Source organism: Mesorhizobium sp. YL-MeA3-2017, from assembly GCF_030814575.1.
GTDB classification, from domain to species: domain Bacteria; phylum Pseudomonadota; class Alphaproteobacteria; order Rhizobiales; family Rhizobiaceae; genus Mesorhizobium; species Mesorhizobium terrae.
Genome location: NZ_JAUSVH010000001.1, coordinates 2,788,885 through 2,812,439, shown reverse-complemented (window position 1 = coordinate 2,812,439; position 23,555 = coordinate 2,788,885). Strand labels below are relative to the sequence as shown.

The window sequence follows — 23,555 nt, the reverse complement described above, 5'->3', positions numbered from 1 at the left end:
TCCTTGTTAAACCTGGAATTCGAGCGAGCCGGCGAGCGTCATCAGGTTGCCGACGATGCGGACCTGCTGGCGGCTCTCCAGACGGTTCTTGTCGTCGACGTTGCGCTGGAAGACGCTTTCCTTGACCGTCCGCGCGATGTCCTCGATCCAGGCACGGTCGTTGTAGAGCCGACAGCGAGCCGCCCAGGAGCCGTGCATGCGGCGCGGTGTCACCACGCCATTGCCCGGATCTTCGTCACCGTCGCTGCGGCTGGTGAAGGCCGCACCGTTGTCGTCGTCGACCAGCTTGGAACGCGGGTAGAGCAGCGTGACGTAACCTGCCCAATCGTAGCGGATCCGGCTCATGGTCGCCGGGACCATGATGTCCAGCCAGGCGCGGTCGGGCACTCCGAGATTGGAGACCTTGTAGGTGGTGGCGACGCGCGAGACTGTGACCGTGCCGTCCGCCAGGCAGTCGAAGGTGGAAATGCCCTTGCGCAGGAGCAGATCCTGCTCGACCTCGACAAACTGGTCGACCGGATCGGGCGCCTCGACGCCGGGCAGGACCAGAGACCGCAACTGGCGGGCCGGATCGTTGGCGAGATGGAACGAACACAAACCCATCAGTGTCGCCGACAGGATCCACGAGCTGGTCGGCGGCTTGTTCAGGCCGGCAGCGGTCAGGAAAGGCGAGTTCGTCAGATCGCCGAAGGCGCCGAGCGCGGCAAAGCTTCCGCGCTTGGCAACGTAGCCATGCACATCGAGCTTCGACATGGCCTTGTAGCGTTCAGCCAGCCACGCCGCGAACACCCCCATATTGGTGGCGTCGGACCAAGGATGCTGGACCGCCGTGTACCAGGTGTTGGCGATCGCATCGAGCACCGGCTGCAGGTTGGGGTTGCCAGCGCCGCCAGCCATGGGCGCGATTGCGACCGCCAGGCCTGATGGGAGCGGCTGCGCCTTAGTGTCGACGCGCAGATCGATGTCGTTGCCGACCTCGCCGCCATTGCGGGCGGTGACGGTGACGACACCTGCGTTCGACGCGGCGGTTACCACCAGCGACGGATCCGCGTTGATGGCGTCCTTCAGGGCGGTCGCCATGGTGGCGACCGTGGCACCTGCCTGCGCCGTGATCCGCACCGCCTTGCCGGCAATCTTGAAGCGCAGGACGACGGCCGCAGCGACGGCACCGGTAAAGGTGAGCGTGCCCGAGGCTTTTACCGCGCCCGGATCGTCGACAACCGCCGTGACGAACAGAGGCTGCGTCTTGTTGGCCTTGCGGAAGGCGATCACCTGCTCGGCGCCGATCGATCCCTGGCCGAACAGCGCAATGGCCTGTTCCGGGCGCACCACTTCCACGAACTGGCCGGGGGCGAGCGTGCCTGCGGCAAGCTTCTGACCGGCGATCAGATTGCGAACCGGATAAGGCAAGATGCCCATCGTCCGGTAGTTCGGCTTCACCTCGATATAGGTGCCCGGCTCCAGCCAGTCATACGGGATCTCGTCGAAGATCATCGGTTCCATGCTCATTTACCTCCGTTGCGGGCCTTGCGGCCGGAATTGTCGGGATCCTCGGGCGGGTCCAGGGGTTCAGCGCCGGCCGGCTTGGCGGGCACCTCGTCCTCGGCCGCGACCAGGTCGCCGTCGGCAAGGCGACGGCGGATGTAGAGGGTGACCTCGACGGTAGCGCCTTCGGCCGGCCAGGCGCGGCCGTCTTCCATCGCCACCGTTCGGCCTTCCGCGAGTTTCAGTTTCTGTTCGGGCACGTCTGTTGCTCCTAGCTGTTGGGCTGCACGGTTTGCGGAGCATCCACGCCACCGGCTGCCGGGCTGTCCGCGTTCAGCCAGGTCACCCCTAGCGCTGTGAAATCGTCGATGGTCTTCAGCTGCAGGGCGGCCGGCGAGAATTGGTAGCGGACTTCGAAATCGAGGTTCGCAACGACCGTGGCGTCATCGCTCCAGCCGTCGGCATAGACCGCCTCGGCTCCCGTGACCGCGCTGGCGCCGATACCGTCGAAGACCGCGCCCTGCAGGAGGGCTGCCGCCACGTCGATCATGGCATCCATGCCGATATCCATTCGATCGCCCTTGAAACGGGCTTCGAGACTGGATGACGCCTTCACGATCATGGTCAGGCGCCAACGCATGGCGGCTGCCAGCAACCGGCCGGATGCCGGATCCGGCTTGATGCCGAGCCAGGCGAGCCCAATGAACGGCGTCAGTCGCACCACACGCTCGAATTCCTTGACCGTGAGCACGGGCGGCACCCGCTTGATCTGAAAAGTCTTCGACGGAAACGCCAGCCGCAACCGGGCTTCGATTGCTGGCTCGACGGTGCGGATGGGAGCGAGTGCCAGGTCCACGATCAGCCCCGCAATCTCTGGTGATCGAAGACATTGGTGCGGTCGGAGATGCGGGCGCCGGTCGAACCGAGTTCGCCGGCTGGCGGCGCGTCGATGTTGATGCGGCCTGCCGCGATACCATCAAGCCAGGCTATCACCTCCTTGCGGTCCAGGCGCATCGGCTCGGTCGGATCGGTCCGCTCGCCTTTGGCCAGGTCGTAGCGCGCCAGGACGCAGGTGGCGCGCACGATGCTCTTTTCCGGGGTGGCGACCGGGACGCGGTAGCGGCCGCGCAGATAGTCGTCGATCTGCCCGCACGCATCGGCAATCGCTAGCTCGACCTTGGCGGCAAGCACCGTCGTGGCGTCGCGATCTTCCGGCCGCGAAAGCCGGATCATCTCGGTTTCGCCGAAGCGGTCGACCATGTCCTGGACGGTGGCGTAGGTCATGGTCAGTTGGCCCCGCACGGTAGCGCGAGTTCCTTGACCAGGTAGTAGGTGAGCCAGATTTCGCCCGCGATGATCGTCACGGCGGCGCTCGACAGCGCGAACATCACGAACCAAAATACTTTGGGGTGGTCGCTGATCATTCCTGTGATCCAATGACAAATGACACGACCAGGTTCGGCTCGGAGAAGAGCTGTTCGAGCTGTGCCGGCGACGTGAACACGTCGAGCCCATGGTCCACGCCGTCCATCGAATGAACGACACCAGCCCTGCGAAAGCCGTTGACCTTGGAGATGATGCGCAGCGCCGTCGGGTTGGGCATATCGCTTTCCTCCCAGGCGTCGATCGCGGCGGAAAACTTCGGAAACGTAGCCCGGAATGCGTCCCTGTCCTCGCGCAGCCGTTCACGCACCTCGGCCATCTGGCGACGCGAGGCCTCGGCGCCGGCCGCCATCAACTCTTCCGTGCTTTGAGCACCTGCGGGACCGGCCGTATTGCCGGCCCCGCTTTGGTCGCTCTCTCCGGGGGTATGCGTCGAATTGGTCGAGGCCTGGTCTTTCGCCTTGTTGGCGTCATCGGCCGCGTCGGTTTTCCTGGTCATGTCCGGTTCCTTGCTTCGGGTCTCGCAAAAGGGGTCGATGGTCGGCCCTTTTTGAGAGACCCGACGCCGATGGGCATCCCGCCCAGGCGTCGGGTCGTAGGCTGCGGACGGTCCTCGCGGCCGCTGCCTATTTCGTCATGCAAGCCAGGGGACCACCAGCAGTTCGGCGGTGTTGGCCCACGGGTTGCTCTCGCCGCCATTGATGAGGGCCGACTGCAAGATGCGCTTGCCGGCACCTTCGAGAGACGGCGGCACGACCAGGAGGTTCGGTACGATGCCGAGTGGCCGACCGTTGTCACCCTTGAACCCACCCATTGCGACGCGGGCAGCTTCGTAGGCAGCCGGGTCAAGTGTCTGTTTCGAGCCGTAGCCCATCTGCCAGAAGCCGAAGCCGACATTGCAACGGCCATCGGTGCCGTAGACGAATTCTTTGCGGCTGAAGACGTTGTCATCGGTCTCCTGGTCCTTGCGAACCAGGCGGTCGAACTTCTTGCGGCTCTGGTAGATCACGGGCTTGAGGGCACGCGACACGTCGAGCAGGAACCAGGGCGTGCCATTGCCGCCGCCCGAATTGGACACGGACGTCTCGCCGCCGTTCTCGTCGACAACAGGATGGTCGGTGTCGAAGAAATACTGGCCGTCGTAGCAGGTGGTGTTGAAGCCAGCCTTCAGGAACGGAAACACCAGTTCGTCCGGGAAGCTCGCCGACGCGCGGCCAAGTTCCGTAAACAGCGGCGTGTAGATGCCGATGTTGTCGTCTTCGATGTCGTCGCGATCCACGCCGACGGTGTTTTCGAACGGCTTGTTCTTGATCGTGTAGCCGTGGGTCTTCAGAGAATTGACCTGGCGATCGCCGATCCACTCACGGAAGCGCGGCATCTGGCCAAGCCAGCCATACTCGTTTTCGCGCGTCGTCGAATTCACCGTCGTGGCGACGCGCTGGTACATGGGCGCAACGCCCGTAAAGCCGCCCTGGAACGCCGTCGAATAGCCGGTGTAGAGCGAGCGCAGAGAAGTCGAATTGATCAGCATCGAGGGCTCCTAGGAAAACTTGACCCAGACGCCCTGGGCGTCCACGTCGTAGATTTTGCCGGCGACCGAACGGGTGTTGGCGCCATTGGTCTTTGCGACCGTCTGGTCATCCACGCCGTAGCAATCGTTGCCGATATCGGCAGCGGTGATTTGGTCGGCGGCGGCGGAGTTGGCGAAACGGTAGACACCCGCGCCGACCCGTGCCCGGAGCGCGCCGTCCGCGCCCGCCGAATTGTCGGCGCGGCGCTCAACGCGGCCAAGCCCGCGCAGGCCAAGGGCAGTCGCCATCGGCACGACCAGGCCGGCCGCATTCACGGCCGCCATCGCCCCGGCATAGAGGACGGTGGCACCTTTGACCGGCAGTTCGCGGATCTCGCCGCTGCGCTGCTTAGTATCGCGATCGGAACCCAGCGCAGGCATCAGTGCGTCTCCTTCTGCAACTGCTTTGCGGCCTCGGCGTACTTCACGGGATCGAGGCCCATGAGGTTGCAGACCGTGTCGTCGGCGTCGGAGAGCGAGGCGCCGCCTTCCTCGACCATGCGGCGATTGCCGAGGCCGCCACTGTTCAGCGACGGCATCAGCTTGATCTCGGCCTCGACATCGGCCGGATCCTTCATGTGGCGGGTGATGAAGCGATCACGCAGGGCCGGCACGAGCTTGCCGTCCTCGATGGCCTTGTCGATGGCGGTGACCGCGCGTTCGTTGGCGCGGGCGTTGACCTCGGTGGTCAGCCGCGTGTTCAGCTCCTTGACCTGGTCGCGGAGCTGGGCGTTTTCGGCATCGTCGCCGGCACCGGCGCGCGCCTGCAGGGCGGTGACCACTTCGTCGGCGGTTGCCCCCGCCTGGAGGCCGGCCGCCGTCGCAATGCGCGACATGGTCGCCACCGCGCCGGTGGATGCGGCTATTGCGGCTTCAAGGGCGGCAAGGATCGCCGCCTCGTCGGCCGTCTCGGGAAGGCCAAGCGCCTTCCTCAGATCTTCGTCCATTGCTGGATCTCCGTCGGTTTGTGAATGATCTCGGGTGTGAAGGGCGGCCAGCTGCAGATTGGGGTCGTTCGTCAGGCTGGCGCGCAGCAGCTGCACGACACGGTGCGGCTTCGCGGCATATGCATTGAACACGGGTGAGACAAACCCGTATTCCTTGTCGGCAAGCGCCTGCTGCCCCTTGGCAGTCCACTCGACCTTGCCCCAGATGCCGTCATCGCGACCTTCCAGGGCTACGATCCAGCCAACGGCGGGCGTCTCCTTGCCGGTCTTGTTGAGCAGATCGATGGAATGGTTGATGTCGATCGGCAGCTTGCGGCCTGCCGGCAGCGAGGTCGCTATCAGCTTTGCGACATCGCCAAGCTCGTAGGGACCGCGACCATCGACGCCGGAGAACGTGCCGGCCGGCAGCAGATGAATGAACTCGGGAACGCCGCCAGCGGCGGTGCCGGCCAGCATGCTGTGGGTGATGGAGTTGAGGACCGTTTTCATCGGACCGACAATGGCCCGGCGCGTGCGCTGGTATCATGCCCGCCAAGGCGGGCAGGAATGGCTTTTCTCTACTGGAAGCGGCGAAGGAACCGGAAGACGATGTCGGCGATCATCTCCTCGTCGTCGTCGGAGATGCCCAGATAGGGTCGTGCGCGAAGCGTAACAGACTTGGCCAACACCACGCCAGTGGCCAAACGGAAAACCAGGTGCGAAGCGTTCTTCGGCACGATGGTGCCGCCGAACTGGTGGATGGCTCCATAGATCACGTTGGTGCCGACGCGCACATGGTCACGGCCTGGCTGGCTGGAGATGCTGTCGCGAAGCCTGCCGCTCTCGGTCAGGATCCGCGCATTGCGTTTCATCTTTTTGTATTCGGTGTTGAGGGAGGCCCAAGCCTCGCCGTCGGGGCTGGTTTGCGAAATGAACCGGCGATGCGTCGACGAGACCATGCCGGTGCCGATCGCCGACATGATCGGCGTGGTGTTGCCCATCAGCCCGATCAGGCTGGTGAAGGCCTGGCCAACGCCGTGGTCGGTAATCCGGGTTTCCAGCGTCACGCCGCTCATGCTTGCCTCAATCCGGCACCGGGCCTATATTGGCGGTGCGCCGAGCAGGAAGCGGTCCTTCGGGACTTGGGTGGTATTTCCGGCCACTCCGGCGCATTTTTCATTTTCCGGTCAGCACCTTTCCCTCGTCGCGCAACCGCGCGATCTGGCGGGCGTTGGTGCGCCTTAGCGAAAGCAGATAGACCTCGTCGCCATTCTGGCGGCGCACAACCTTGAGCGCGGCCGCGTAAGGCTCGCCGTCGATCGTGGCATGCAGCAACAATCGCCCGTCGTCGCGTTCGATCAGTTCGCCCTTTTCGACAAGATGTTCGGGCGCGGTCCCGTAAAACTCGGGCGTCGCGTGGCGGTGCTTGACGTGGGAGCGGATGGTGTCGGCCGACAGCCTGACCTCGCTGGCCACATCGACGCCCAGGGGACCGGCCAGCCGGCGCGGCGTCAGCGCGGCAGGCACCCAGCTGTTGCCAGGCCACTGCCCACCGACCGCCATCTTTGCGAACCGCTCGATCATGCCTGGAGCGGCTGCTACGGTTTCGGATCCGGGCAAAGTCCGCGACAGCCATGCTTGACCCGGATTGTATTCAAAGCCGGGGTCGACGCCGAACGGCACCATGACGCGCTTGCCGCCGACTTCCTCGGCGCGAAACAGCAGGTCCGGCGAAGGATCGGGGCCGCGCTTGCCCTGGCGCTTCAGGTCACGGTCGGAGACCGCCGTTGGGAAACAGCCGCAATGCCAACCGTTCGGCGGATAGTTCGTCGCCCAGAATGGATCGTCGGCCCGCAGCACCTTGCCATCCCAGGAGAGGTGTTCCTTGCGCGGATGAAGCGCGCCGGAGTGGTTGTATTGCCAGTAAGGGAAAGCCTCCAGCGTGTCGGGCTCGGTCAGCTGGGCGTAGCGGCCGGCCGCATAGGCGGTGCGCAGATTGGTGTCGAAGATGATCCGAGATCGCCAATTGCGACTTCCGGTGTGGTCCCAACCGTTGCGCTTAACAATATCGTCGAAGGCGCCGCGGAACTCGGCCAGCGTGGTTCCTTTTTCGAGAGCCTTGGCGATCTCCTGGCGGAAGTCGGCCACCAGCGCGTCGGTCGCGGCACCCGCCACCACGAAGGCGCGAGAATGAGCCGCCGCATAGACATCCGTCCACGACCTGGTCGTCAGCGACGCCTTGTCGCGGAAGAACCGAATGGCCGCGTCGAACGGCAGATCGAGCGCACTGGTGTTCGCGTCGGCCATGACCGGTTCTTAGCCTCGAAATAAGGGGCTGTTCAAAGCCCGTGAACGCGCTTTGAGGGCTCGGTCGCTATCTCGGGCCGTCCACAGCGCCGAGCGCGTTCCTGGGCCGTTTCTGCGGCTGGTCATTTGCGGCCTGTCAACTCGTCGACCAGGGCAGCCTGGCCGGCGAGATGCGAAAGCGCCATGCCCCGCGCCATGGCAACAGCCAGGGCTTCCGGCTTCAGGTCGAGCTGGGCCAGTTTTTCGGCAGCGTCGGCCAGGTCGGTGGCGTTCTCCAGGATCGCGCGGATCTCATCGGTCAATCCAGCCATGGCGCCGGCCGCGTCGTTCTCGATGCGCTGGGTGAGCTGCTCGACGATCGTGTCCGTCTGCTCCCGTGCGTGGCGGGTGCGCAGCAAGTCGGAGACCGAATTCGTCTGCGGTTCGCTTGTTTTCGCCGGTACGGGCTGGCGGCCGCCGATCACTTCTTCGCCCGCCTTCGGTGCGGGAATGCCAAGGCGGGACCACACCCAGGTGATGGGTGCGGTCAGGCCGTGCTTGCCGAGCTTGTCGAAGGCTTCGGAAAACTCCTTCAAGGGCACTTCATCGGGCCGTCCAATCGAGACTGTGGGATAGTGGTCCTGCGGGCCGAACTCGAATGCAACCAGGTTGGGCACAATCTGCCGGTTGGTCGTGGTCGAGGACGCGATGGCGTCGGAACGCTCGATGTCTTCCTGGACAAGCCGGTGCTCCCTGGAAACCGCATGGCCGCCCGAGACTGCGTCCGTGGTGGTGGTTTGGCCGAGCACCGCTTTCGATATCTGGCGGTCCATCCAGTCGGCTCGGCGCTCGAACAGGTCGGTGCTCGCGCTCTTGGCCGCGACTTCCTGGAATTCGATCGACATGTCCTGCGGGATGATCGCAGCGCAATCACCGGCGATCTGCGACACCGCGCGCCACAATATGTCCTTCTCGTCGTTCGAGGCGTTGCGCCCGTAGCGACCGATGCGGATCGGTGCGCCATAGTTCTGCACGAAGATCGCCCAATCCTTCGCCGTGAACGCTTTGTACATCCATGCCCAGCTGGCGACGCGGGCGATGCCCGAGCGGATGGTCAGGCCAGATTTGGACTTGTGCCGGTGCACCACGAACTTGTGTGGCGCCAGCGGCTGGTCGCCGGTCGCCTCCCGCAACAACACCGTTTCCCCGTCAGTGCGGTCGAACGTGAACCAACGCTGCGGTCGATAAATAAACTCGCGCGGGCAGGTATGCCCCATGTGAGACTGCCAGTCCGCCTCAAGAACCGAAAAGCCCTTGCCGATCGCATCAAGCATGTCGAATAGGCTGGCCTGCAACACGCCGTCGTTGATCCATGACTGGACGTATTCGGCATGCTTCTTGTGTTCGGTAGCGTCCGAGGCGGCAGTCACTGTGATGGGCAGCTGCGAAACCGAGCGCTTCCGCGTTGCCATCACACCGGCATAGTGCAGATCTCGCTCCTCGATGTCCTCGGCCAGCTCCAGATACCGCAGCGGCTCCCCCATCGCCGCTTCGCGGTGGATTGCGGCCAGCCGCGCCGGGGTCAGGCCGTCGGCCGGATGACCGGAGATCGGATCGCGAACACCGACTGTCGTCGGGCCTGCGCGCTCTTCTGTCACTTCGGCATCGGTCAGCTTGTTGCCGCTGGCGTCGACCAGGCGCTGGCCAACGGCGCGCATCAGGGATTTGAGGTTCATAGCCGGCCTCGCATTTCAACATCGATGGAACGTTCGCGCCGATCATCGCCACCACGGCTGTCACTCGCGCCGGGACGTGCGCTTTCGTAGCCGTAGGAGAGTGTCATCTGCAGTGAGGCGAACCAGGCGAGGATACCGGCGATCGCCGTGTCGCCGTGTCGATCGAGCCCGTCCTCACCCTTGTGGCGATGATCATCCGGCACCTTGATGATGCCATTCACGTACTGCAGCGCCTGGTGATCGCGGATGACATCCTCGTCAGCCGGGATCGTCACGGTGAGGTCGCCGAAGGCCTCGACATAACGCGGTGAGTTTTCACGATACCATTCGGCCGAGAGCTTCACCTCGACGATGCACTCGCCCCAGCGCTGCGCCGCAACTTCAGCCAGGTAGCCGCCATTGCCGGTCGCATCGAGCGCACCGCCAGAAAGGCGCGGCAGGTTATCGCCGACATAAAAGAGGATATCGCGTTGCGCTTCGTAGGGAACGTTGCGCAGCTCCAGGACGAGGCGGCAGCGGCGCACCGTGTCCTGGCCGATCTCATCGGCCTTCAGTGCCGAGACGTCGCCACTGCGGGCGAAGTCCATGCCGAAGACATGGGCGCGGTCAGGATCGAGTTTGTCCAGGATCGGCTTAAGTTTCTCCCGGCAGAGGTCGCGGATCACGGCTTCGCGCATACTCTTGTCGAGCGACTTGAAGCTGTCTGGCAGCTGAACCCGCACCACGGGAACGGTCGGATCCTTCACCCGCTCGATGACGACACGGGTCAGCGCAGCGCCCTGGGCATCGGCAGGTATCGCGTCCAGCTCCTGTTGCATCTGGGCTTCGCGCGCACCGTAGGAACCTCGGATCAGCTGCTCCCATTTCGCCTGGGCTTCGATGCTGAAGGTCCAGCCGCGTGTCAGGCAGACACGTTGATAGAGGCCGTTGTCGACGGCGGCCTGGAACGGGATGTGATGGATCTTGAACGGGTTCTTGCCGGCTCGCGCTTCCCGGATCAGCTCGTTGAAGGCGTTCAGCACACCGTTGTGCGTCGAGATCACGCGAACCTTGCCGCCCCAGATCAGCAGTGCGTTGACGGCATCGATGACGGCCCGCACGTCGCGGTGATAGGCCGCCTCGTCGATCACGACGATGCCCTGCAAGCCGCGAATGTTGGCAGGGTTCGACGACAGCGCCTCGACACGGTAGCCCGAGGCGAAGCGCACGCGATACGCGGAAATGTATTTGGTCGAGCCGTCTGCCTGCTCGTCCTCGAACATGAAGTCCTCGATGGCGACCAGTTCCTTCGCGACGATCTTGGCGAAGTGGGCGACATAGCCGATGAACTCGCGGCCCTTGTCTTTGGTGTCGCCGATGTAAAAGACGTTGTCGCCACCTTCACCGCGCTTGCTGGCAGAGATGATGGTGTCGTCGAGCGCCTCGGCATAGGTGATGCCCGTGCGGCGGCCCTTCTCCGCAACTTTCAGGTCGGAGCGATCTTCCAACCACTCCTTCTGATGCAGCATCAGGATGCCATCGGCCAGCGGATCGTGGTCGGCCGGCAGCTCGGACCCGCGTGGCAACTCGACGGGAAGCTGCTCGGGATCGCGAGAGAGGACGGGCTTGGCCGCGTCCTCTCCTCTCACGAAGTCTCTGGCTGCCGCCACCGTCATGATCGCAACCCCAGAACCTGTTTTCGGATCTCGGCGGCACGCTCCTGCGACAGGCCCGCCACCTTGGCGACGGTTTCGACCGTCTCTTCGACCTTGTCGGCGAATTCTTTTTCCACCTTGAGGCGACGGGCGGTGGAAATGCCTTCCGCCTGGGCGGCAGCTCGCAACGCGTTGGCGAGGCTCATTGCCTCCTTCGGCAGGATGTTCTTGGAGCCTCGGCTGGCAATGATGTTCGTCACCAGGGATTTGATCGCCATCGCACCCATTCGGGCAAGATCGTCCTCACCCTCGGCATCGAAGCGCGACGCGATCGCTTTGGTCATTTCCCGAGCCTGCTCGATCTCGGCGGCGAACACGGCAAGACGCATCGAATAGCGATTGAAGGCCTGGAACGACGGAATGCTGAACTCCAGTTCGCCATGATACTCGGCCTGCAGAGCTTCGAGCTTGGTGTAAAACTCCTGGTAGATGTCGGTTTGGGTGCGATCGCTGTTCTGAAGTTCCTGGGCGGCCCATGCGACAACGCCCTCGCACTCGCGAGGCAGAAGCTGAATATTCGACAGGCGTCCGCGACCGCGTGCCATCATCAGATCTCCGGCTTGAGTGGGCGCTTCACACCTTCGATCGCGATCTCACGGCGCAAGTGACGCCGCCCGAGTTCGGTCAGGGTCGCGCCCATCACCGTTCCGGCAGCAGTCGCGATGACCGCGCCCAACTCCTCGAGATACTTCAGCTCGCCGTGTACCCAAGCGCGTGGCCGGCGAATGCCGAAGGGTACCAGGCGCACTTCGATGACGTCTGAAGGGAGTGTTTCGTCCGTTTCCTCGGCCAGCATTTTCAGCATCGCGAGCCGAGCGCTCTCGCGAAAAATCCGGTCGGCAGCTTCTCGATCGAAGGTCATTTCTTTGCCTGCTCCAAAATGAGTTCCTGCCAACGATCGGCGATGGCGGAGACCGGGTCGAGTTTAGTAGCCAGGTTGTCGATACGACCGTTGAGCTTCTCCAGGGCGATCTCCATTCGGTGCGCTTGTTCGCGATCAGGCAGGTGCCTGAGTTCGCCCTCTAACGCCTGGACGCGCCGCTCCAGATCGGAGACGGTCTCTCCCACTTCTTTCACGCCCTTGCTGACGGCTTCCTTGTGCGCGGTAAGGTCGGCGGCAACTGCCTTCTCACCAGACGTAAACCAGCCATAGACAATGCTCAGGAGCGCGATGACGCTGAGGGTCAACGAGATCCACGGGGCAAGTACTTCCGGCGTCAATTGCGCCTCCGCTTGAAACGTTCGAGACGCTGCTGGCAGGCCAAGCAGCGCTTTGCTGATGGAAGTGCCTGGCGGCGCTCGGGCTCGATCTCTTCGTGGCACACCACGCACGTTGACGAGCCATGACCGGCAAGAGCAGCCTGGGCCGCGCGGATGCCGGTTTCGCGTTCCTGCTCGGTGCGCAGATCGGCCAGTTCAAAGGCGAAGTTTCCGAGCTTCACTGCGGACGCCCCAGCCACTTGGTCATGGTGTCCTTCAGCGTGTGCCCGCCCATGTAGAAGCCGGCGAAGGTGGCGGTCAGCCAGAAGAGCGTGTCGAACGGCAGCTGTGTCGCCATCGTGGAGCCGGCGCCAGCGTCGACGGTCGGCACCACCACGAAACGGAACAACCAGAGAAAGCCGAGAAACCACATCCAGGCCGGCCGCCATGCCCACATCCAGGTCGGCTCACCGACCTTGTCCATCTCGGCCTTCTGCAGGGCGATCGCCTGCGCCTGCTGGACGTTCCATTGCACGAGGATGTCCGGCGCCTGACCTTCGACCTCCTTGACGGCCGCGTCGATCTTCTCGGCCGGCTGGTCCGGGATCTGCGCTGGGGGAACGCCGAGCTTCTCGGCGACCGTGTCGATGACGATGCCGCCGACCTCGGCCGCGCCATCGCCCAGGAAGCGTTCCAGCAGCGACTTGACGAGCGGCGCGCCGACCCGCGTTGCCGCCTCGATCAGGATGGTGCCGATGACGGGGTCCATCACAGCACCCCCATGGCGTCGGCCTCGGCGGCATAGGCGGCGGCGCGCTGGCGATGGATCACACTACGGCTGATGAGGACAATCGCTACGATCGCGCCAGCCACCAGCAGGCCGCCAATCACCCAGCCCGCCAGCTGCTCGGCATGGTGCGGATTGACCAGCACGTCGCCACCGCCACCGGCGGTGGCAGCCCCTGCGGTTCCGCCGCTGGTCCGGGCCGTCTTCGCGATCCTGGTTGCCGCCTGCTGTTCATCGGCGAGCTTGGCTTTGACGGTCGTGGCCGGCGCCGCATGGGCGAGCGCCCAGGCCACGCCCTTGGCTTCAATGGCGGCGATGCGAGCACCCCAACCGCGCCCGAACGTGCTCCAGATCTTGAGCGACTGAACGAAACCCAGCCGCTTCGCACACAACCGCTTCACGGTCTGATGTGCGGGTCCGCCGACCGATGCCCTAAGCCAGGATTTTGCGCGGCCCGGCCCCGAGTTTACAGCCGCGTCGAAGGTGGCGAGATCCACGCCCGCCTCCAGCGTGTCACCATTGACCGCCTGCCAAAAATCCTGGCGGTAGATCTTGGCGACGTTCTCGGTGGAGATGTTGCGCAGCTGCGTCTTGTTGGCGCTGGGGAAGTAGCGCCGGTAGGTGGCGAGCGTTATCCCCTTCATGGTGGCGCCGCCCGGATCCTTCGGATGATCCGACCAGCCGCCCTCATAGGCGAGCGTCACCTTCAAGCTCGCTTGGAAATTCTCGCGCATCGACACCGCTCCGGCTGCAGGAAAGGCCGGGCGATCAGCCGGCCAAGATGCCTGCAGAATGCGTGTGGTCGCGCGCGCGTATCATGCCCGCATCGGCGGGCGGGATCAGTCGTCGAACAGGAAAAGCTGGCGCGGATCCGCTGATCCTTTGATGGGGCGGAAACCCATCCTGCGGAACATCTTGTCGATGCCCGTTTCGGTCAGCCCGAGCTTGCGGGCGATTTCGGCATTCGACATTCCAGCGGCGCGATAGTGGCGCGCCCGAGCCTCTCGCGCAAGAGGCACCCGCAGATAGGACCGGCCATAGCGGCCGGCGAGCTGGTCGACCGCGACACGGCCGAGGATGGGGAGCAGCTGGTTTTCGCGGTCGGTCGAGGGGATGAACAACCGCGTACCGCCGAACGCCTCGGCCAGCGCCAGGAAGGCTGGCTCGCCTAGCAAGTTCTGCAACTCGGCCGAGAGACGGTCGTCACTCATGCCGGCCTCGCCAGGGGATAGTGACCCGAGTCCAGCGTTGTGTTAGCGTCCGCACCTCTGTGGGGGTGTGTAGTATGAAGCTCAGGTATTTCGGTTGCTGCGTATTGACCCTGGTGGTCACCGAAGCGCGCGCTGCCGCCAGCTACGAAGTGGTCAGCAATGTTGGATCGGTTCTGGCTGCAGAAGAATTCTGTGGCTTGAACTACGACCAACCGGCAATCGCCGCGTACATCGAGAAGAATGTGCCCGCTGACGATATGACCTTTGCCTCCAGCCTGAACATGCAGGTCATTGGCGTTAAAGCCTTTCAGAAAGAGATGTCCGCCTCGCAAAAAACGGCACACTGCACGCAGATTGCCCGCGTCGCGAAGAGCTACGGCTTCACGAAGTAGGCGCGCCAGGGCCATTCAGTTGGCCTCCAGCTGAACGCCACGCACCACCTTGGTCAGCGACAGCCCGTTTTCGCCATGCCATGTGAGGCAGACGGTCAGGGTGCCGTCGCGACGGCGTTGCACGGTGCAGTGTTCTGTCAGGCGCCAGGTACCGCTGGCCTCGCCAGCATCGACCAGCGCGGCCAGCTCGACGGCGGCAAACTGCTCGATGACTTCGAACGACACTGGGATCCTGCGGCTACGGCGATCGCTCATTGCGCCTTCACCTCGCGGATCTGCTTGCCAAGCGCGTTCATCACGACGGGCCAATCCTCACTCACCATCTGGTCGAGAGGCTTCGCAAGCTGTGCGACGATGCTGCGGAAGTCCCTGCCGCGCTCTCTCATGGGGCCGGCCTTGAACAGGATCTGCCATTGTGCGAGCGCGACCTGCGCGCCCGGCAGTCGCTGCCAATGCGCCGCCTCGAAGGTGACGGCCCAATCGACGCCGGCCTCACGCGTCATCCAGGCTTTCAGGGCTTCGATAGCCTTGGCGGCATCGCCGGCATCGTGGAGGAAACGCACATGCGACAGGCCCGTTTGCCGCTCGACAAAGGCGATCAATGCCCGATCGTCGTTGTTCGTCACGATGCCGAGGTTCCAGGCCGCGATCCACAGCGCCTGCAGTTTGGCCGCATACTTGCCTTCAAGGCGCTTTCGAGAACCCACCGAAGCGGGTTTGAAGCCGCCGCGCCGCAGCTCCTGAACAACGTTGTTCTGCTCGACCGACGACATGTCCCGCAACGAGCGTTTGCCCGTCACGCGTTCATAGACGTCGCGGATCGTATCGTCATCGAGACCAAGCTGTTTCTTGGCAACGTGGATTGCTGCGGTGGCGCTCATGACAGCGCCCTCTCGATGTCGATCGCGAGGCCCGTCAGATTGACCTTCGCCGCGATGGCGCTGCCCCCGTGTTCGCTTGGGCAACCATGGTGGTAAACACAGGCGACGCGTTCGCCACCGGGCTCGGTGATGATGTCAGAACCGGCCAGGCGGTACTTAATCGCCTCCGCAAGCGCGGTTTCGATTTTGCGGATCATCGTGCTCATCGCACACCGCCGATCTGCAAGGGCGCCTCTGAACCGCTGACGCCATGTGCGAGCGTGACACTCTCTCCAGCTCGCCATCCTGCCGATCGGGCAGCATGGTGCCGCAGCGGCGCGGATCTCTGATTGACCGTTTGCGTTTCGGGGTGGCGTTCCATGAGCGCGATTTCGGCCTGCTCTCTAGCTTCGCCGTCAACAACGGTGGCGAATATCTCGAACAGCCGATATCGCAGGCGAATGACCATGCCGTCGGTGAAGTCGGCCACGGCATCACGCCTGGACTTCAGGCCACGTCGACGGCGGTAAAAAGTCGTCGTCTTGAACTCGCGCACCGCACGATTGACGGCACCTTCTGCTACTTGGCGCAGGTAGACGGCAATCTCCGGCCCAGGGGCATGACCGAGAAACTGGACCTCGGAACGACCGTTGACGCTCACGATGACGTGCGCCGTATTGGTGCAATAGGCGATCACCGGCCAAAGCTTTGCCTTGATCGAGCGGCCACGGTCGCTGACCGAAGACTGTTCATCCATAACGATGTCGGCCTCGGAAACACCATGGTCGCGCATGAGCTGCGCGGCTTTCTCGGCAGCGGCGAGCGCCTCAGCTTCAGTGCAGCCGCGCGCGGCCGTCTTGTCGCGAAGGGCCCGGATACGGTCGCGGATTTTTTGGCTGGTCATTGCTCAAACCTCCCTGGCTACGACCGGCGCCGGGCCGGAGCCCTGGAGATTGATGGGATCGTCAGAGGCGGCGAGCCGTCGCCTGGCGGCGGCCTGCCAGTTGCGCAGAAGGCCTTGAGGCTCCTGGGTGTAGGTCGCTTCGATACCTGCCAACCTTAGCCGGCTGGTATCGCCATCCCAGGAGAAACGGCCACCTTCTTCGGCGACGAGCTGCTCGACTAGTTTAAGGACGTCGACGTAGTAGGCACGCAACTCCTCGTACTCCATGCGCAGGCCGCCAGTTTTCGGCATCAGCGCGTCGATCCTGGCGATGATGCGGTGAAGGTTTTCGTGCCAGAGGGTCATGGTCGTTGCCCTCACGCTTTGGCGAGATCGATGGTGACGGCGCGCCAGTCGTCGTCATGGGCGTCGCGCTCGTAGCAGCGCACATAGGTCTTGGAACTGACGACACGCATCGCATCGCGGATCGCGGTCATTGCCCTGACCCAGCGCTCGTCCTCGATGTCGTGCCGAAGGAGAGCGAAGATCTCGGAGCGGTTTATCTGGCCGCTCTTGTCGACGTTGAAGGCTCGGGTGACGATGGCACGGATTTCGGAACGGCTCTCGGCCGTCCATTCCAGCAGACACTCGTCGATTAGGCCTTTGGCGACCTGCAGCTGCGGCCCGAAGTCGATGTAGTCCTGCACCTGGACGATGATCTTCATGAGCCCGTCAAAGGTCATGAAGGTCTTGTTTCCCTTCGCGCCGCCAACCTTGCCGCCGTATTCCTGGGCGAGCAATCCTTCATAGGATTGCAGATCGTCAAAGGTGTGCTGCTTGAAACGGGCGACCTGGGCGGACAAATCCCGCGCGTAGCCGATCACCTTGCGCACGGTTTCATCCTGCAGTTTGTCGGCGGGCTTGACGTTTTCGAGGGGCACCAGGTTGCCCTTGGCATCGTGGAGATACTGCTTGTCGCCAACCAGGACGGTGCCGTTCGCGATAGAGTTTTCAAGTACGCTGAGTTGCATGTTCTTCATCCTTTGGGGTTTCGCCGCGCAGGGCGGCCATCAATTCGTGAACGCGTTGGGTCTGCTGTTGGATGGCGTCGTCCCGGACATCCTCGTCATGGACGTTGCCGGTCATGGGAAGCCGCACGGCCCGGGCCAGCAGTTCGGCCTCAACACACACTGCCCAGAAGCGCTCGGTGGCCATGGCCAGTGCGAACACGGTCGCGGCGGGCGCTGCTATCGCGTTGCGTGCCGGATTGGCGATGATGCGCCCGGCCGCGTCGATCACATCGACCTCGGCGGCAGCTTCGAGCAGGGTCTTGCTCATGCCGCGCCGCCTTTCGGACGGCCGTCCGAAAACGGCCGCGGAGCCACCGGAAAAAGCCGGACATTGCTGCCGGGCCGCTGCAATTCGGCAAGGATGTTGTCGGTCTCGGCGAGACGATCCCGCGCGGCGTCCTCATTCCACCGTTTCTTGGAGACCTCATTTTCGAGGGTGCGAGCTTGAGCACGCAGTTGGTCGATACAGACTTGCAGGAGCCGGGCGTCCTCGGGTGAGAGAACACGCGCTTCGTGGGTGTAGTCGTCGAATTGGTGCAGCAACTGGTGCAACCCATCCGACAATTCGAGCGACAGGGTCTGTCCCATGGTCATTCCTCCCACTGACGGTTTTGATAGGCGGCCTGGATGTGCTTGAGGGCGAGATCAGCCTGTTCGCCCGCAGCGAGCAGGTGAGCGATGCGCAGGGTCTTGTCGATTTGACCGAGGTGGCCTGGCTTGCGACCGATACCGGTAAGCAATGTGCGTTGGTCGGTGTCCTGGATGCACCATGCGTCGATGATCATGGCGATGTCTTCGGGGTAGGGCTGCATCTTGTAGAGCCGTTTGCCAAAACGCCGCTTGATCTGGGTGTAATCCGGCCCGCTCGAACGGTCCTTGAAACGCCCGTAAATGCTGGTGTTGCCGGTCAAGGCGATGCCGCAGCCATATTCGTCAAGGAAGTAGCGCAGCTGGTCGATCGCGCGGTCTTCCAGGTTCTGGGCCTCGTCAACGATCAGGAGCGTTTGTCGGCCGTTGCGCTGCAGGCGCGCGCCAATGGCGCTGTCCAGCTTGGCAGGGTTGTTTTCCATGACGCTGAGTGCACGACCGAGTTCGACCAGCATGGCAAAGCAGGTCTTAGTCTGCGGTCGCATAGTGACGCGGAACGCGTGCGGCCTTGTCGCCGCATATTGCTTACAGGCGTGCGACTTCCCCATGCCAGCGGCCTGGGTGATGATGACCATATCGGGCGCGATCTGCGCCAGTTCGAGCGCGGCGAAAATCTCGGCCGCTGTTTTCGTCATGACAAAACCGGGGCCGGCAGGGATGGCGCGTTCGATCGTTGCCGCGCTGGCCGCGCTTTCCAGCCACTGCGCCATGGTCAGGTTGGTGCGGTCGAGGCGACCGACATATTTGCCGGAGTACCATTGTGAAAACGTGCCGTCGGGCATGCCTGCGCGGCGAGCCACCTCGGCCTTGGACAGGCCAGAGCGTTGCGCCAGTTCGCGCGTGCTGTGGGTGAGTTCGCGCCAGCGGTTGAGGTCCGCTGGGGTGCGGCCCTCGCGGCCCTCCGAAACGTCGGGCTCTTGTGCGGGCGGCTGCCAGATTGAGTTCGTATCGATGTTCATGTATCAAGTCCTCGTGCAATTGGCCCTTTGGGCCGGACATGGCCGGGTTCATCCCGGCCTTCTTTTTTCAGCCGTCCTCGGCACTTCTCGGCGTGAAAGGGATGATCTCGGCGTCGCCCTGGCGCTGATTGCGCAGCAGAGCGAGGCCAGCGGCGAAACTCTCTTCGAAATCGTCGGCAGGGATCGGCGCGGGCGCCGCGCCGCCATTGGCGATAGCGAGCCGCTTAATCGCGGGCTTGGTGGGTTCGGGTTTCGAGGCGGGCTGTTCGCTGCCATAGAGGCGCGCCAGCTCGGCAGCCGTCATCTTCTGGTGCAGGCGAGCCTGTTCGCGGAGCGTGCGCTGGTAGGCGCCACGGTCGCGGGCATGAGTGCGCGCGGCGTCGACATCGTCGAAACCGGTGGCCGCGATACAGGCTGCAGTGCAGATCAACCGGTCATCGAGCGTGTAGACCTTGATGTTGTCCTGCAGGCGGTCGGGGTCGAAACGAACGATGACCTTCTGGCCAGCATGGGCGTTCAGTTCGACGGACCAGTACCGATTTTCATAGAAGTGGATTTCTCCCGAGCCTCGCTGGGCGGTGACTTTTTCGGCGGCGAGCAGCCAAAGGTAACGCTGCGCCTCGGTTGGCCAACGCACGATGGATGCCGGTTCGGCTAGGCTGGCCTTGAAGGTCTCCAGGAACGAGCGCCCCGAGCAGGCTGCGGACTGGCGACCGGAGCGGGTATTGTGCTCTTCGATCTCGCGCGCGACGTGGCCGCGAAACTCGTCGATGGGGATAGCGGCATTGCCGTAATTCTCGGGCTTCGCCTCTGGGCTGTTACCGGTATAGGCACCTGCGCAGAACGGGTGCTTGGCGATGTTGTCGGCGAGATCGCGCCAGGCGCGTTCGATCGGTTTCGACTGACCGCTATAAGGTTTTGTCCACATCGGCTGGATGCCGAGCGAAACGAGGATGCCCTGCGGGTCCTCGTCGCGGATGGTGAACCGGTAGCGGTTCGGAATGCGACCGGAAATCCACTTCGAGGCGAAGGCGCGCCCGTTGTCGAGCCAGATTTTTTCGGGGATGCCGTGGCGTTCCACCATGTCGCCGATGACGAGGCGGACGGTTTCCTTGTTCTCGGTTTCCGAGATGCGCCAGGCGAGGATCGTTCCAGAGTAGAGGTCCTGCAGGCCGAGTAACTGGACGCGGGTGATGCGGCCGTCGTGCAGGCGCACGAACACGTCGAGCTTGTGGCCGTCCATGTTGACGGCCTGCATGGCATGGAAGTGGGTGCGGATACGGGTTTGGGCCGGATAGAGGGTCTTGGCCTTGTCCTTCCCTTCGCGCGCCAGGGCGATGACACCGGCCGGTATCTCGGCCTCCACACGGCGACGCAGCGCCCGTTCCGAGGGGATCGGCAACCATCCTTGTTTCGATGCCGCTTTGCGGACACGCCGGTAGCAGGAGGAGAACGTGGGCTTCTCCGCCCGGAGCCAGTCGGATGTCAGCGCTTCCCACACTTCCTCGCGGCAGTCGCTGAAACTGGCAGTTGCTTGATAGCTTGGCGCTAGCACGGCCAGCCAGTCGGCGCGCGCGACACCCTTCACCAGCTTTTGCCAGTTGTAGATCGACGCGGGCGATGTCCCGTTCATGGCTGCGGCCTGGAGCACGGCGTTGGTCGCGCCAACACCGGTCGCGGCCAGCTGCTCGACCGCATGGAGGCAGGCGAGACGGCGGCGGCATTCTGCTTTCTGTTTGTCCGAGATTGCTTCGAAGCGCGCCCAAACCCCGGCCGAAGTGTCGTCAACGGTCGGCGCCAGGTCGGGCGCGTTGCCCGCGCGGGACAAGAGCGCAAGTCGTGCCTGCGCGCCCGGCGGCAAGGCCGACAGATGGTACTCCCATCCGCCGCCCTTGCCACCGGCTCGGCGCGCCCTGGCCGGGTCCGCACGCCAGTTGCTGGCGACAGCCAGGGCATTGAGATTACGAACCGTGCCGGGCAGCTCGGGCGAACGTGCCTCGACGATCTCGGCCAAAGAGAACCACTCCTTCACGCGCGGTCCCTCCGAAGGATGTGGACCGGCTTGGCCTTGAGTTCTTTCAGCTTGTCATCGAGGGCCGCGCGTTCTTGCTGGACACGGGCTATCTCGGCGAGGCGTGCCTCATCGCCGATCAGCATGGTCAAGCCATCGTCGGCCACCACGAGATCCCACAACCATGTCGCGCGGGTCGCCCGAACGAAGGCTTTGAAGCGGACGAGGCTGATATCGTGGGTTTCGTTGCTCTCGGCGGTGTAGGCGTTGAGCGTCGCCAGCGAGAAACTGTCTTGGCCAAGCGCCGTGGCGATCCGCATGGCGACTTCCGGGCGTTCGTGAGCGCAGTCTTTCAATGCCCGGCTCATGCCGCGCTTGAGCTTGCCGCGAAAACCGGTGAGGTCGATGCTCTGGTCGGCTACGCGGCTGGGATAGACCGGGCTGAAGAAGAGGTCGCCCTGGTCGGGGCTGGCTTTACGCGGCATTCGCATTCTCCAGGCTGCGGGCGGCGCTGCGGATGTGAGCGTCGATCTGTTCCCGCAGGTGTTGCTTGATGTCGGGATCGTCGGCGCGCTGGCAGGCGAACTGCAGCGCGAAAATCTGGTTGGTGGCGCGGTATGGGAGGCGGAAATGGCAGTCAGCGCAGAAGACGGCTTGCGGACCCTTCGGCACCGGATTGATGCAATTCCTGGTCGGGCAAACCTTCGTGCTCACGGCTAGGTCACCTTTCGGATTTTGTGGTCGGGAGAGGATTGGCGAACGCCCAAGCGGCATCGTCGGGCCACCGGGAGATCAATTCCTGGAAGGCCTTGCGGCGGTCGGTCGGACTGAGCTGGCTGAAATTGGCGGTGACGGTGCCTTTGCGCTTTTGGCCAGGAGACAGGTCGGCCTTGGCCTTGGCGTTCGGATCGGTCAGGTGCAACGCCCGGCCAATGTCGGGCTGATCGGCATAGGCAAGAGCAACCTTGCGTTGGCGATCCGGCTCTAGGCCGGCCAGCTGTTCAAGGACGCGTTGATTGTCCGCCTCGGGCTTGTCACGAAGCACGTCGAGCAATTCCGGCCGCAGCTTGGAGCCAATGAACTGCGCGCGCTCGATGGCACGTCGCGACAACCCGAGATCGTCAAGAGCTTGCGCGAAGAAGTGACCTTGAGCCGTTTCGGCCAATTCCGCCAAGTTGGCGGAATTGGAAAACTGAGGGTTCCCACGAGCGAGCTTGCCGTGTTCTTCCTCCCACAGCCTGCGGTATTCAATCACATGCAGGGCGCGGTCCAGCTTAGACAGCTCGTCGCGGAACAGGTTCTCCTCAATCTCGATGCGTCGTGCGCCAGCCTTGTCGAGCTTGCGCACCAAGGCATCGACCTCGGTGAGGCCGTGGAGTTCGTGTCCGCGATACCTCGTCGCGCCCGCAGCGAGGGTGTATGGGCGTTCGCCGTTGGGCGTGCGGTACACGTTAACGGGGTGGATAAGTTCGCCCGAGACAACGGATTGGCCAATGAGAAAGGCCTTGTTGTCGTCAACCTTGCGGAGGCGGTCGGCGGGCACGAAGATGTCGGAGAGCGGAAGTCGTTTGAACTCAACCACGGCGCCCTCCGACTGATGCGTATTCGGAGGGAAGGACGCCTGTCTCGGTCTCGGTCGCCTGGATGTCGTCGAGAAGCGTTCGGGCTTGGTGCTCGACGAAAGCCACGAAGGCCGAGGTGAGATAGCTGTCCTGACAAGCGTCCTCCACCTGGTACACGCCGTGGAGGACCGATGACCGGTCGCGGGCGAACAGTTTCGCGACCTTGTTGAGGCCCGCGCCGAACCGACGGTGCATGACGTACATCGCCACCTGGCGCATCCAGGCGGTGACCTGCGGGCCGCGATAGCTGTTCTTGTCGAACAGCATGGCCTCGGATGCCGTTGGCACGATCGACGCGACGACATTGCGCACGACACGGTGCACGATCTGGGGCCGGTCGATGATGAAGGGGACCGCGTTCATCGCACCGCCCCCACAAGGTGATAGCCGACGCCGCGCACATTCGCGATGTCGACGCCGAGCGGTTTGACCTTCAGGCGGATATCGTGAACCAAGCGACGAATGGTCGTGCCGTGAAGGTTGACGGCCGCCTGCAACTCGCCAACGGAGTGGATGCTGGGTGCATCGTCGTGGAGGATTTCGACCAGGGCAAACTCGGACGGGCGTAGCCGGGCATGGCCGCATGGCGTGGTAATAGTCCCCGACCGCCGTTCGAAGACGAGGCGAGATACACCAGCAAGGCCACGGCCGCAGGTGGGACAACAGGCATTCATTGAAAAACTCCAAGCCATGCGAGGCCGATCAGAACGAAACCAGCGAGCAACAGCGCGGTCAGAACCGAGCCGAGCAGGAAGCCCGGATCGTCTGAGAGGTGCGGTTGAAAGGGGGTGGCGCGCTGTTGATTTGAGGACAGCGATTTGACGTCGAACAT

At 63.6% G+C, this 23,555-nt stretch carries 37 protein-coding genes; 1 reads left to right on the top strand and 36 read right to left on the bottom strand.

Going from position 1 to position 23,555, the window contains the following annotated elements; all coding sequences use genetic code 11:
• Positions 1 to 6: 6 nt before the first annotated feature.
• The 20 genes from QFZ88_RS13500 to QFZ88_RS13405 all read right to left on the bottom strand — a co-directional run bounded on the left by QFZ88_RS13500 (position 7) and on the right by QFZ88_RS13405 (position 14,278).
• On the bottom strand, positions 7 to 1,509 hold the full coding sequence (locus QFZ88_RS13500) for a phage tail protein (RefSeq protein ID WP_244431184.1): 1,503 nt from the start codon (positions 1,507 to 1,509) through the stop codon (positions 7 to 9).
• The gene (locus QFZ88_RS13495; RefSeq protein WP_024923240.1) at positions 1,506 to 1,745 is read right to left on the bottom strand and encodes a DUF2635 domain-containing protein; all 240 of its coding nucleotides are present in this window, start codon (positions 1,743 to 1,745) and stop codon (positions 1,506 to 1,508) included. Before QFZ88_RS13495 ends, QFZ88_RS13500 begins: the two co-directional genes overlap by 4 nt.
• A gap of 11 nt (positions 1,746 to 1,756) precedes the next feature.
• Positions 1,757 to 2,341, bottom strand: coding sequence for a hypothetical protein (locus QFZ88_RS13490; protein WP_024923239.1), 585 nt, complete (start codon positions 2,339 to 2,341; stop codon positions 1,757 to 1,759).
• A 2-nt stretch (positions 2,342 to 2,343) separates the two neighbouring features.
• The gene (locus QFZ88_RS13485) at positions 2,344 to 2,787 is read right to left on the bottom strand and encodes a gp436 family protein (RefSeq protein WP_244431185.1); all 444 of its coding nucleotides are present in this window, start codon (positions 2,785 to 2,787) and stop codon (positions 2,344 to 2,346) included.
• Complete coding sequence (locus tag QFZ88_RS13480; protein WP_161773059.1) at positions 2,772 to 2,909, bottom strand: hypothetical protein; 138 nt, start codon at positions 2,907 to 2,909, stop codon at positions 2,772 to 2,774. The genes QFZ88_RS13485 and QFZ88_RS13480 overlap by 16 nt, the downstream gene beginning before the upstream one ends.
• Complete coding sequence (locus QFZ88_RS13475; RefSeq protein WP_024923237.1) at positions 2,906 to 3,367, bottom strand: HI1506-related protein; 462 nt, start codon at positions 3,365 to 3,367, stop codon at positions 2,906 to 2,908. Before QFZ88_RS13475 ends, QFZ88_RS13480 begins: the two co-directional genes overlap by 4 nt.
• A 135-nt stretch (positions 3,368 to 3,502) precedes the next feature.
• Positions 3,503 to 4,399, bottom strand: coding sequence for a Mu-like prophage major head subunit gpT family protein (locus QFZ88_RS13470; RefSeq protein ID WP_024923236.1), 897 nt, complete (start codon positions 4,397 to 4,399; stop codon positions 3,503 to 3,505).
• 9 nt (positions 4,400 to 4,408) lie between these two features.
• A complete protein-coding gene (locus QFZ88_RS13465) occupies positions 4,409 to 4,819 on the bottom strand; it encodes a hypothetical protein (protein WP_024923235.1) in 411 nt (136 codons plus the stop codon).
• Positions 4,819 to 5,874 (bottom strand): phage protease, encoded by a 1,056-nt coding sequence (locus QFZ88_RS13460; protein ID WP_036254980.1) that lies wholly within the window; start codon positions 5,872 to 5,874, stop codon positions 4,819 to 4,821. Before QFZ88_RS13460 ends, QFZ88_RS13465 begins: the two co-directional genes overlap by 1 nt.
• A gap of 68 nt (positions 5,875 to 5,942) precedes the next feature.
• Entirely contained in the window at positions 5,943 to 6,440 is a 498-nt protein-coding gene (locus tag QFZ88_RS13455; protein WP_024923233.1) for a phage virion morphogenesis protein, read from the bottom strand.
• A gap of 100 nt (positions 6,441 to 6,540) precedes the next feature.
• On the bottom strand, positions 6,541 to 7,671 hold the full coding sequence (locus tag QFZ88_RS13450) for a phage minor head protein (RefSeq protein ID WP_024923232.1): 1,131 nt from the start codon (positions 7,669 to 7,671) through the stop codon (positions 6,541 to 6,543).
• A gap of 122 nt (positions 7,672 to 7,793) precedes the next feature.
• Positions 7,794 to 9,386: a DUF935 domain-containing protein gene (locus QFZ88_RS13445; RefSeq protein WP_244431186.1), complete on the bottom strand. Its 1,593-nt coding sequence runs from the start codon at positions 9,384 to 9,386 to the stop codon at positions 7,794 to 7,796.
• Positions 9,383 to 11,041 (bottom strand): hypothetical protein, encoded by a 1,659-nt coding sequence (locus tag QFZ88_RS13440; RefSeq protein ID WP_024923230.1) that lies wholly within the window; start codon positions 11,039 to 11,041, stop codon positions 9,383 to 9,385. The genes QFZ88_RS13445 and QFZ88_RS13440 overlap by 4 nt, the downstream gene beginning before the upstream one ends.
• Positions 11,038 to 11,628, bottom strand: a complete 591-nt coding sequence (locus QFZ88_RS13435; protein ID WP_024923229.1) for a phage protein Gp27 family protein — start codon at positions 11,626 to 11,628, stop codon at positions 11,038 to 11,040. The genes QFZ88_RS13440 and QFZ88_RS13435 overlap by 4 nt, the downstream gene beginning before the upstream one ends.
• Entirely contained in the window at positions 11,628 to 11,942 is a 315-nt protein-coding gene (locus QFZ88_RS13430) for a hypothetical protein (protein ID WP_024923228.1), read from the bottom strand. Before QFZ88_RS13430 ends, QFZ88_RS13435 begins: the two co-directional genes overlap by 1 nt.
• A complete protein-coding gene (locus tag QFZ88_RS13425; protein ID WP_024923227.1) occupies positions 11,939 to 12,301 on the bottom strand; it encodes a DUF2730 family protein in 363 nt (120 codons plus the stop codon). Before QFZ88_RS13425 ends, QFZ88_RS13430 begins: the two co-directional genes overlap by 4 nt.
• Positions 12,298 to 12,522 (bottom strand): TraR/DksA C4-type zinc finger protein, encoded by a 225-nt coding sequence (locus tag QFZ88_RS13420; RefSeq protein ID WP_024923226.1) that lies wholly within the window; start codon positions 12,520 to 12,522, stop codon positions 12,298 to 12,300. Before QFZ88_RS13420 ends, QFZ88_RS13425 begins: the two co-directional genes overlap by 4 nt.
• The gene (locus QFZ88_RS13415; protein ID WP_024923225.1) at positions 12,519 to 13,049 is read right to left on the bottom strand and encodes a hypothetical protein; all 531 of its coding nucleotides are present in this window, start codon (positions 13,047 to 13,049) and stop codon (positions 12,519 to 12,521) included. Before QFZ88_RS13415 ends, QFZ88_RS13420 begins: the two co-directional genes overlap by 4 nt.
• Positions 13,049 to 13,801, bottom strand: coding sequence for a glycoside hydrolase family 108 protein (locus QFZ88_RS13410; RefSeq protein ID WP_024923224.1), 753 nt, complete (start codon positions 13,799 to 13,801; stop codon positions 13,049 to 13,051). The genes QFZ88_RS13415 and QFZ88_RS13410 overlap by 1 nt, the downstream gene beginning before the upstream one ends.
• A gap of 105 nt (positions 13,802 to 13,906) precedes the next feature.
• Positions 13,907 to 14,278 (bottom strand): hypothetical protein, encoded by a 372-nt coding sequence (locus tag QFZ88_RS13405; RefSeq protein ID WP_024923223.1) that lies wholly within the window; start codon positions 14,276 to 14,278, stop codon positions 13,907 to 13,909.
• A 74-nt stretch (positions 14,279 to 14,352) separates the two neighbouring features.
• On the opposite strand from QFZ88_RS13405, the gene QFZ88_RS13400 reads away from it, so the two are divergent.
• Positions 14,353 to 14,670: a hypothetical protein gene (locus tag QFZ88_RS13400; RefSeq protein WP_024923222.1), complete on the top strand. Its 318-nt coding sequence runs from the start codon at positions 14,353 to 14,355 to the stop codon at positions 14,668 to 14,670.
• A gap of 15 nt (positions 14,671 to 14,685) precedes the next feature.
• Here the strand turns inward: QFZ88_RS13400 and QFZ88_RS13395 are convergent, their stop codons facing one another.
• From QFZ88_RS13395 to QFZ88_RS13320, 16 genes are all read right to left on the bottom strand, one after another.
• Positions 14,686 to 14,925: a hypothetical protein gene (locus QFZ88_RS13395; protein ID WP_024927833.1), complete on the bottom strand. Its 240-nt coding sequence runs from the start codon at positions 14,923 to 14,925 to the stop codon at positions 14,686 to 14,688.
• Complete coding sequence (locus tag QFZ88_RS13390; protein ID WP_024923220.1) at positions 14,922 to 15,551, bottom strand: regulatory protein GemA; 630 nt, start codon at positions 15,549 to 15,551, stop codon at positions 14,922 to 14,924. The genes QFZ88_RS13395 and QFZ88_RS13390 overlap by 4 nt, the downstream gene beginning before the upstream one ends.
• Positions 15,548 to 15,757 (bottom strand): hypothetical protein, encoded by a 210-nt coding sequence (locus tag QFZ88_RS13385; RefSeq protein WP_024923219.1) that lies wholly within the window; start codon positions 15,755 to 15,757, stop codon positions 15,548 to 15,550. The genes QFZ88_RS13390 and QFZ88_RS13385 overlap by 4 nt, the downstream gene beginning before the upstream one ends.
• Positions 15,754 to 16,434, bottom strand: a complete 681-nt coding sequence (locus QFZ88_RS13380) for a DUF7168 domain-containing protein (RefSeq protein ID WP_024923218.1) — start codon at positions 16,432 to 16,434, stop codon at positions 15,754 to 15,756. The genes QFZ88_RS13385 and QFZ88_RS13380 overlap by 4 nt, the downstream gene beginning before the upstream one ends.
• A gap of 3 nt (positions 16,435 to 16,437) precedes the next feature.
• Complete coding sequence (locus tag QFZ88_RS13375) at positions 16,438 to 16,779, bottom strand: hypothetical protein (RefSeq protein ID WP_024923217.1); 342 nt, start codon at positions 16,777 to 16,779, stop codon at positions 16,438 to 16,440.
• A gap of 11 nt (positions 16,780 to 16,790) precedes the next feature.
• The gene (locus tag QFZ88_RS13370; protein WP_024923216.1) at positions 16,791 to 17,444 is read right to left on the bottom strand and encodes a DUF3164 family protein; all 654 of its coding nucleotides are present in this window, start codon (positions 17,442 to 17,444) and stop codon (positions 16,791 to 16,793) included.
• A complete protein-coding gene (locus QFZ88_RS13365) occupies positions 17,425 to 17,751 on the bottom strand; it encodes a hypothetical protein (RefSeq protein ID WP_024923215.1) in 327 nt (108 codons plus the stop codon). The genes QFZ88_RS13370 and QFZ88_RS13365 overlap by 20 nt, the downstream gene beginning before the upstream one ends.
• Positions 17,748 to 18,071, bottom strand: coding sequence for a hypothetical protein (locus tag QFZ88_RS13360; RefSeq protein ID WP_036254981.1), 324 nt, complete (start codon positions 18,069 to 18,071; stop codon positions 17,748 to 17,750). Before QFZ88_RS13360 ends, QFZ88_RS13365 begins: the two co-directional genes overlap by 4 nt.
• Before the next feature lie 2 nt (positions 18,072 to 18,073).
• On the bottom strand, positions 18,074 to 19,090 hold the full coding sequence (locus QFZ88_RS13355; RefSeq protein WP_024923213.1) for an AAA family ATPase: 1,017 nt from the start codon (positions 19,088 to 19,090) through the stop codon (positions 18,074 to 18,076).
• A 67-nt stretch (positions 19,091 to 19,157) separates the two neighbouring features.
• A complete protein-coding gene (locus QFZ88_RS13350) occupies positions 19,158 to 21,122 on the bottom strand; it encodes a transposase domain-containing protein (protein WP_024923212.1) in 1,965 nt (654 codons plus the stop codon).
• Positions 21,119 to 21,586: a hypothetical protein gene (locus tag QFZ88_RS13345; protein ID WP_024923211.1), complete on the bottom strand. Its 468-nt coding sequence runs from the start codon at positions 21,584 to 21,586 to the stop codon at positions 21,119 to 21,121. Before QFZ88_RS13345 ends, QFZ88_RS13350 begins: the two co-directional genes overlap by 4 nt.
• Positions 21,576 to 21,815, bottom strand: coding sequence for a hypothetical protein (locus tag QFZ88_RS13340; protein ID WP_024923210.1), 240 nt, complete (start codon positions 21,813 to 21,815; stop codon positions 21,576 to 21,578). Before QFZ88_RS13340 ends, QFZ88_RS13345 begins: the two co-directional genes overlap by 11 nt.
• A 7-nt stretch (positions 21,816 to 21,822) precedes the next feature.
• Positions 21,823 to 22,683 (bottom strand): ParB/RepB/Spo0J family partition protein, encoded by an 861-nt coding sequence (locus QFZ88_RS13335; protein WP_024923209.1) that lies wholly within the window; start codon positions 22,681 to 22,683, stop codon positions 21,823 to 21,825.
• Positions 22,676 to 23,086: a helix-turn-helix domain-containing protein gene (locus QFZ88_RS13330; protein WP_024923208.1), complete on the bottom strand. Its 411-nt coding sequence runs from the start codon at positions 23,084 to 23,086 to the stop codon at positions 22,676 to 22,678. The genes QFZ88_RS13335 and QFZ88_RS13330 overlap by 8 nt, the downstream gene beginning before the upstream one ends.
• On the bottom strand, positions 23,083 to 23,397 hold the full coding sequence (locus QFZ88_RS13325) for a helix-turn-helix domain-containing protein (RefSeq protein ID WP_161773060.1): 315 nt from the start codon (positions 23,395 to 23,397) through the stop codon (positions 23,083 to 23,085). The genes QFZ88_RS13330 and QFZ88_RS13325 overlap by 4 nt, the downstream gene beginning before the upstream one ends.
• Positions 23,394 to 23,555: a hypothetical protein gene (locus QFZ88_RS13320; protein WP_161773061.1), complete on the bottom strand. Its 162-nt coding sequence runs from the start codon at positions 23,553 to 23,555 to the stop codon at positions 23,394 to 23,396. The genes QFZ88_RS13325 and QFZ88_RS13320 overlap by 4 nt, the downstream gene beginning before the upstream one ends.

What these genes read in the sequence shown, in the direction of transcription:
- QFZ88_RS13360 (WP_036254981.1), bottom strand. Translation starts at nt 18,071, where the DNA reads ATGGGACAGACCCTGTCGCTCGAATTGTCGGATGGGTTGCACCAGTTG.
- QFZ88_RS13460 (WP_036254980.1), bottom strand. Translation starts at nt 5,874, where the DNA reads ATGAAAACGGTCCTCAACTCCATCACCCACAGCATGCTGGCCGGCACC.
- QFZ88_RS13430 (WP_024923228.1), bottom strand. Translation starts at nt 11,942, where the DNA reads ATGACCTTCGATCGAGAAGCTGCCGACCGGATTTTTCGCGAGAGCGCT.
- QFZ88_RS13415 (WP_024923225.1), bottom strand. Translation starts at nt 13,049, where the DNA reads ATGGACCCCGTCATCGGCACCATCCTGATCGAGGCGGCAACGCGGGTC.
- QFZ88_RS13395 (WP_024927833.1), bottom strand. Translation starts at nt 14,925, where the DNA reads ATGAGCGATCGCCGTAGCCGCAGGATCCCAGTGTCGTTCGAAGTCATC.
- QFZ88_RS13470 (WP_024923236.1), bottom strand. Translation starts at nt 4,399, where the DNA reads ATGCTGATCAATTCGACTTCTCTGCGCTCGCTCTACACCGGCTATTCG.
- QFZ88_RS13410 (WP_024923224.1), bottom strand. Translation starts at nt 13,801, where the DNA reads ATGCGCGAGAATTTCCAAGCGAGCTTGAAGGTGACGCTCGCCTATGAG.
- QFZ88_RS13330 (WP_024923208.1), bottom strand. Translation starts at nt 23,086, where the DNA reads ATGAACGCGGTCCCCTTCATCATCGACCGGCCCCAGATCGTGCACCGT.
- QFZ88_RS13320 (WP_161773061.1), bottom strand. Translation starts at nt 23,555, where the DNA reads ATGTTCGACGTCAAATCGCTGTCCTCAAATCAACAGCGCGCCACCCCC.
- QFZ88_RS13435 (WP_024923229.1), bottom strand. Translation starts at nt 11,628, where the DNA reads ATGATGGCACGCGGTCGCGGACGCCTGTCGAATATTCAGCTTCTGCCT.
- QFZ88_RS13440 (WP_024923230.1), bottom strand. Translation starts at nt 11,041, where the DNA reads ATGACGGTGGCGGCAGCCAGAGACTTCGTGAGAGGAGAGGACGCGGCC.
- QFZ88_RS13385 (WP_024923219.1), bottom strand. Translation starts at nt 15,757, where the DNA reads ATGAGCACGATGATCCGCAAAATCGAAACCGCGCTTGCGGAGGCGATT.
- QFZ88_RS13480 (WP_161773059.1), bottom strand. Translation starts at nt 2,909, where the DNA reads ATGATCAGCGACCACCCCAAAGTATTTTGGTTCGTGATGTTCGCGCTG.
- QFZ88_RS13465 (WP_024923235.1), bottom strand. Translation starts at nt 4,819, where the DNA reads ATGCCTGCGCTGGGTTCCGATCGCGATACTAAGCAGCGCAGCGGCGAG.
- QFZ88_RS13400 (WP_024923222.1), top strand. Translation starts at nt 14,353, where the DNA reads ATGAAGCTCAGGTATTTCGGTTGCTGCGTATTGACCCTGGTGGTCACC.
- QFZ88_RS13370 (WP_024923216.1), bottom strand. Translation starts at nt 17,444, where the DNA reads ATGCAACTCAGCGTACTTGAAAACTCTATCGCGAACGGCACCGTCCTG.
- QFZ88_RS13355 (WP_024923213.1), bottom strand. Translation starts at nt 19,090, where the DNA reads ATGAACATCGATACGAACTCAATCTGGCAGCCGCCCGCACAAGAGCCC.
- QFZ88_RS13475 (WP_024923237.1), bottom strand. Translation starts at nt 3,367, where the DNA reads ATGACCAGGAAAACCGACGCGGCCGATGACGCCAACAAGGCGAAAGAC.
- QFZ88_RS13390 (WP_024923220.1), bottom strand. Translation starts at nt 15,551, where the DNA reads ATGAGCGCCACCGCAGCAATCCACGTTGCCAAGAAACAGCTTGGTCTC.
- QFZ88_RS13380 (WP_024923218.1), bottom strand. Translation starts at nt 16,434, where the DNA reads ATGACCAGCCAAAAAATCCGCGACCGTATCCGGGCCCTTCGCGACAAG.
- QFZ88_RS13445 (WP_244431186.1), bottom strand. Translation starts at nt 9,386, where the DNA reads ATGAACCTCAAATCCCTGATGCGCGCCGTTGGCCAGCGCCTGGTCGAC.
- QFZ88_RS13345 (WP_024923211.1), bottom strand. Translation starts at nt 21,586, where the DNA reads ATGCCGCGTAAAGCCAGCCCCGACCAGGGCGACCTCTTCTTCAGCCCG.
- QFZ88_RS13405 (WP_024923223.1), bottom strand. Translation starts at nt 14,278, where the DNA reads ATGAGTGACGACCGTCTCTCGGCCGAGTTGCAGAACTTGCTAGGCGAG.
- QFZ88_RS13365 (WP_024923215.1), bottom strand. Translation starts at nt 17,751, where the DNA reads ATGAGCAAGACCCTGCTCGAAGCTGCCGCCGAGGTCGATGTGATCGAC.
- QFZ88_RS13455 (WP_024923233.1), bottom strand. Translation starts at nt 6,440, where the DNA reads ATGAGCGGCGTGACGCTGGAAACCCGGATTACCGACCACGGCGTTGGC.
- QFZ88_RS13500 (WP_244431184.1), bottom strand. Translation starts at nt 1,509, where the DNA reads ATGAGCATGGAACCGATGATCTTCGACGAGATCCCGTATGACTGGCTG.
- QFZ88_RS13450 (WP_024923232.1), bottom strand. Translation starts at nt 7,671, where the DNA reads ATGGCCGACGCGAACACCAGTGCGCTCGATCTGCCGTTCGACGCGGCC.
- QFZ88_RS13375 (WP_024923217.1), bottom strand. Translation starts at nt 16,779, where the DNA reads ATGACCCTCTGGCACGAAAACCTTCACCGCATCATCGCCAGGATCGAC.
- QFZ88_RS13325 (WP_161773060.1), bottom strand. Translation starts at nt 23,397, where the DNA reads ATGAATGCCTGTTGTCCCACCTGCGGCCGTGGCCTTGCTGGTGTATCT.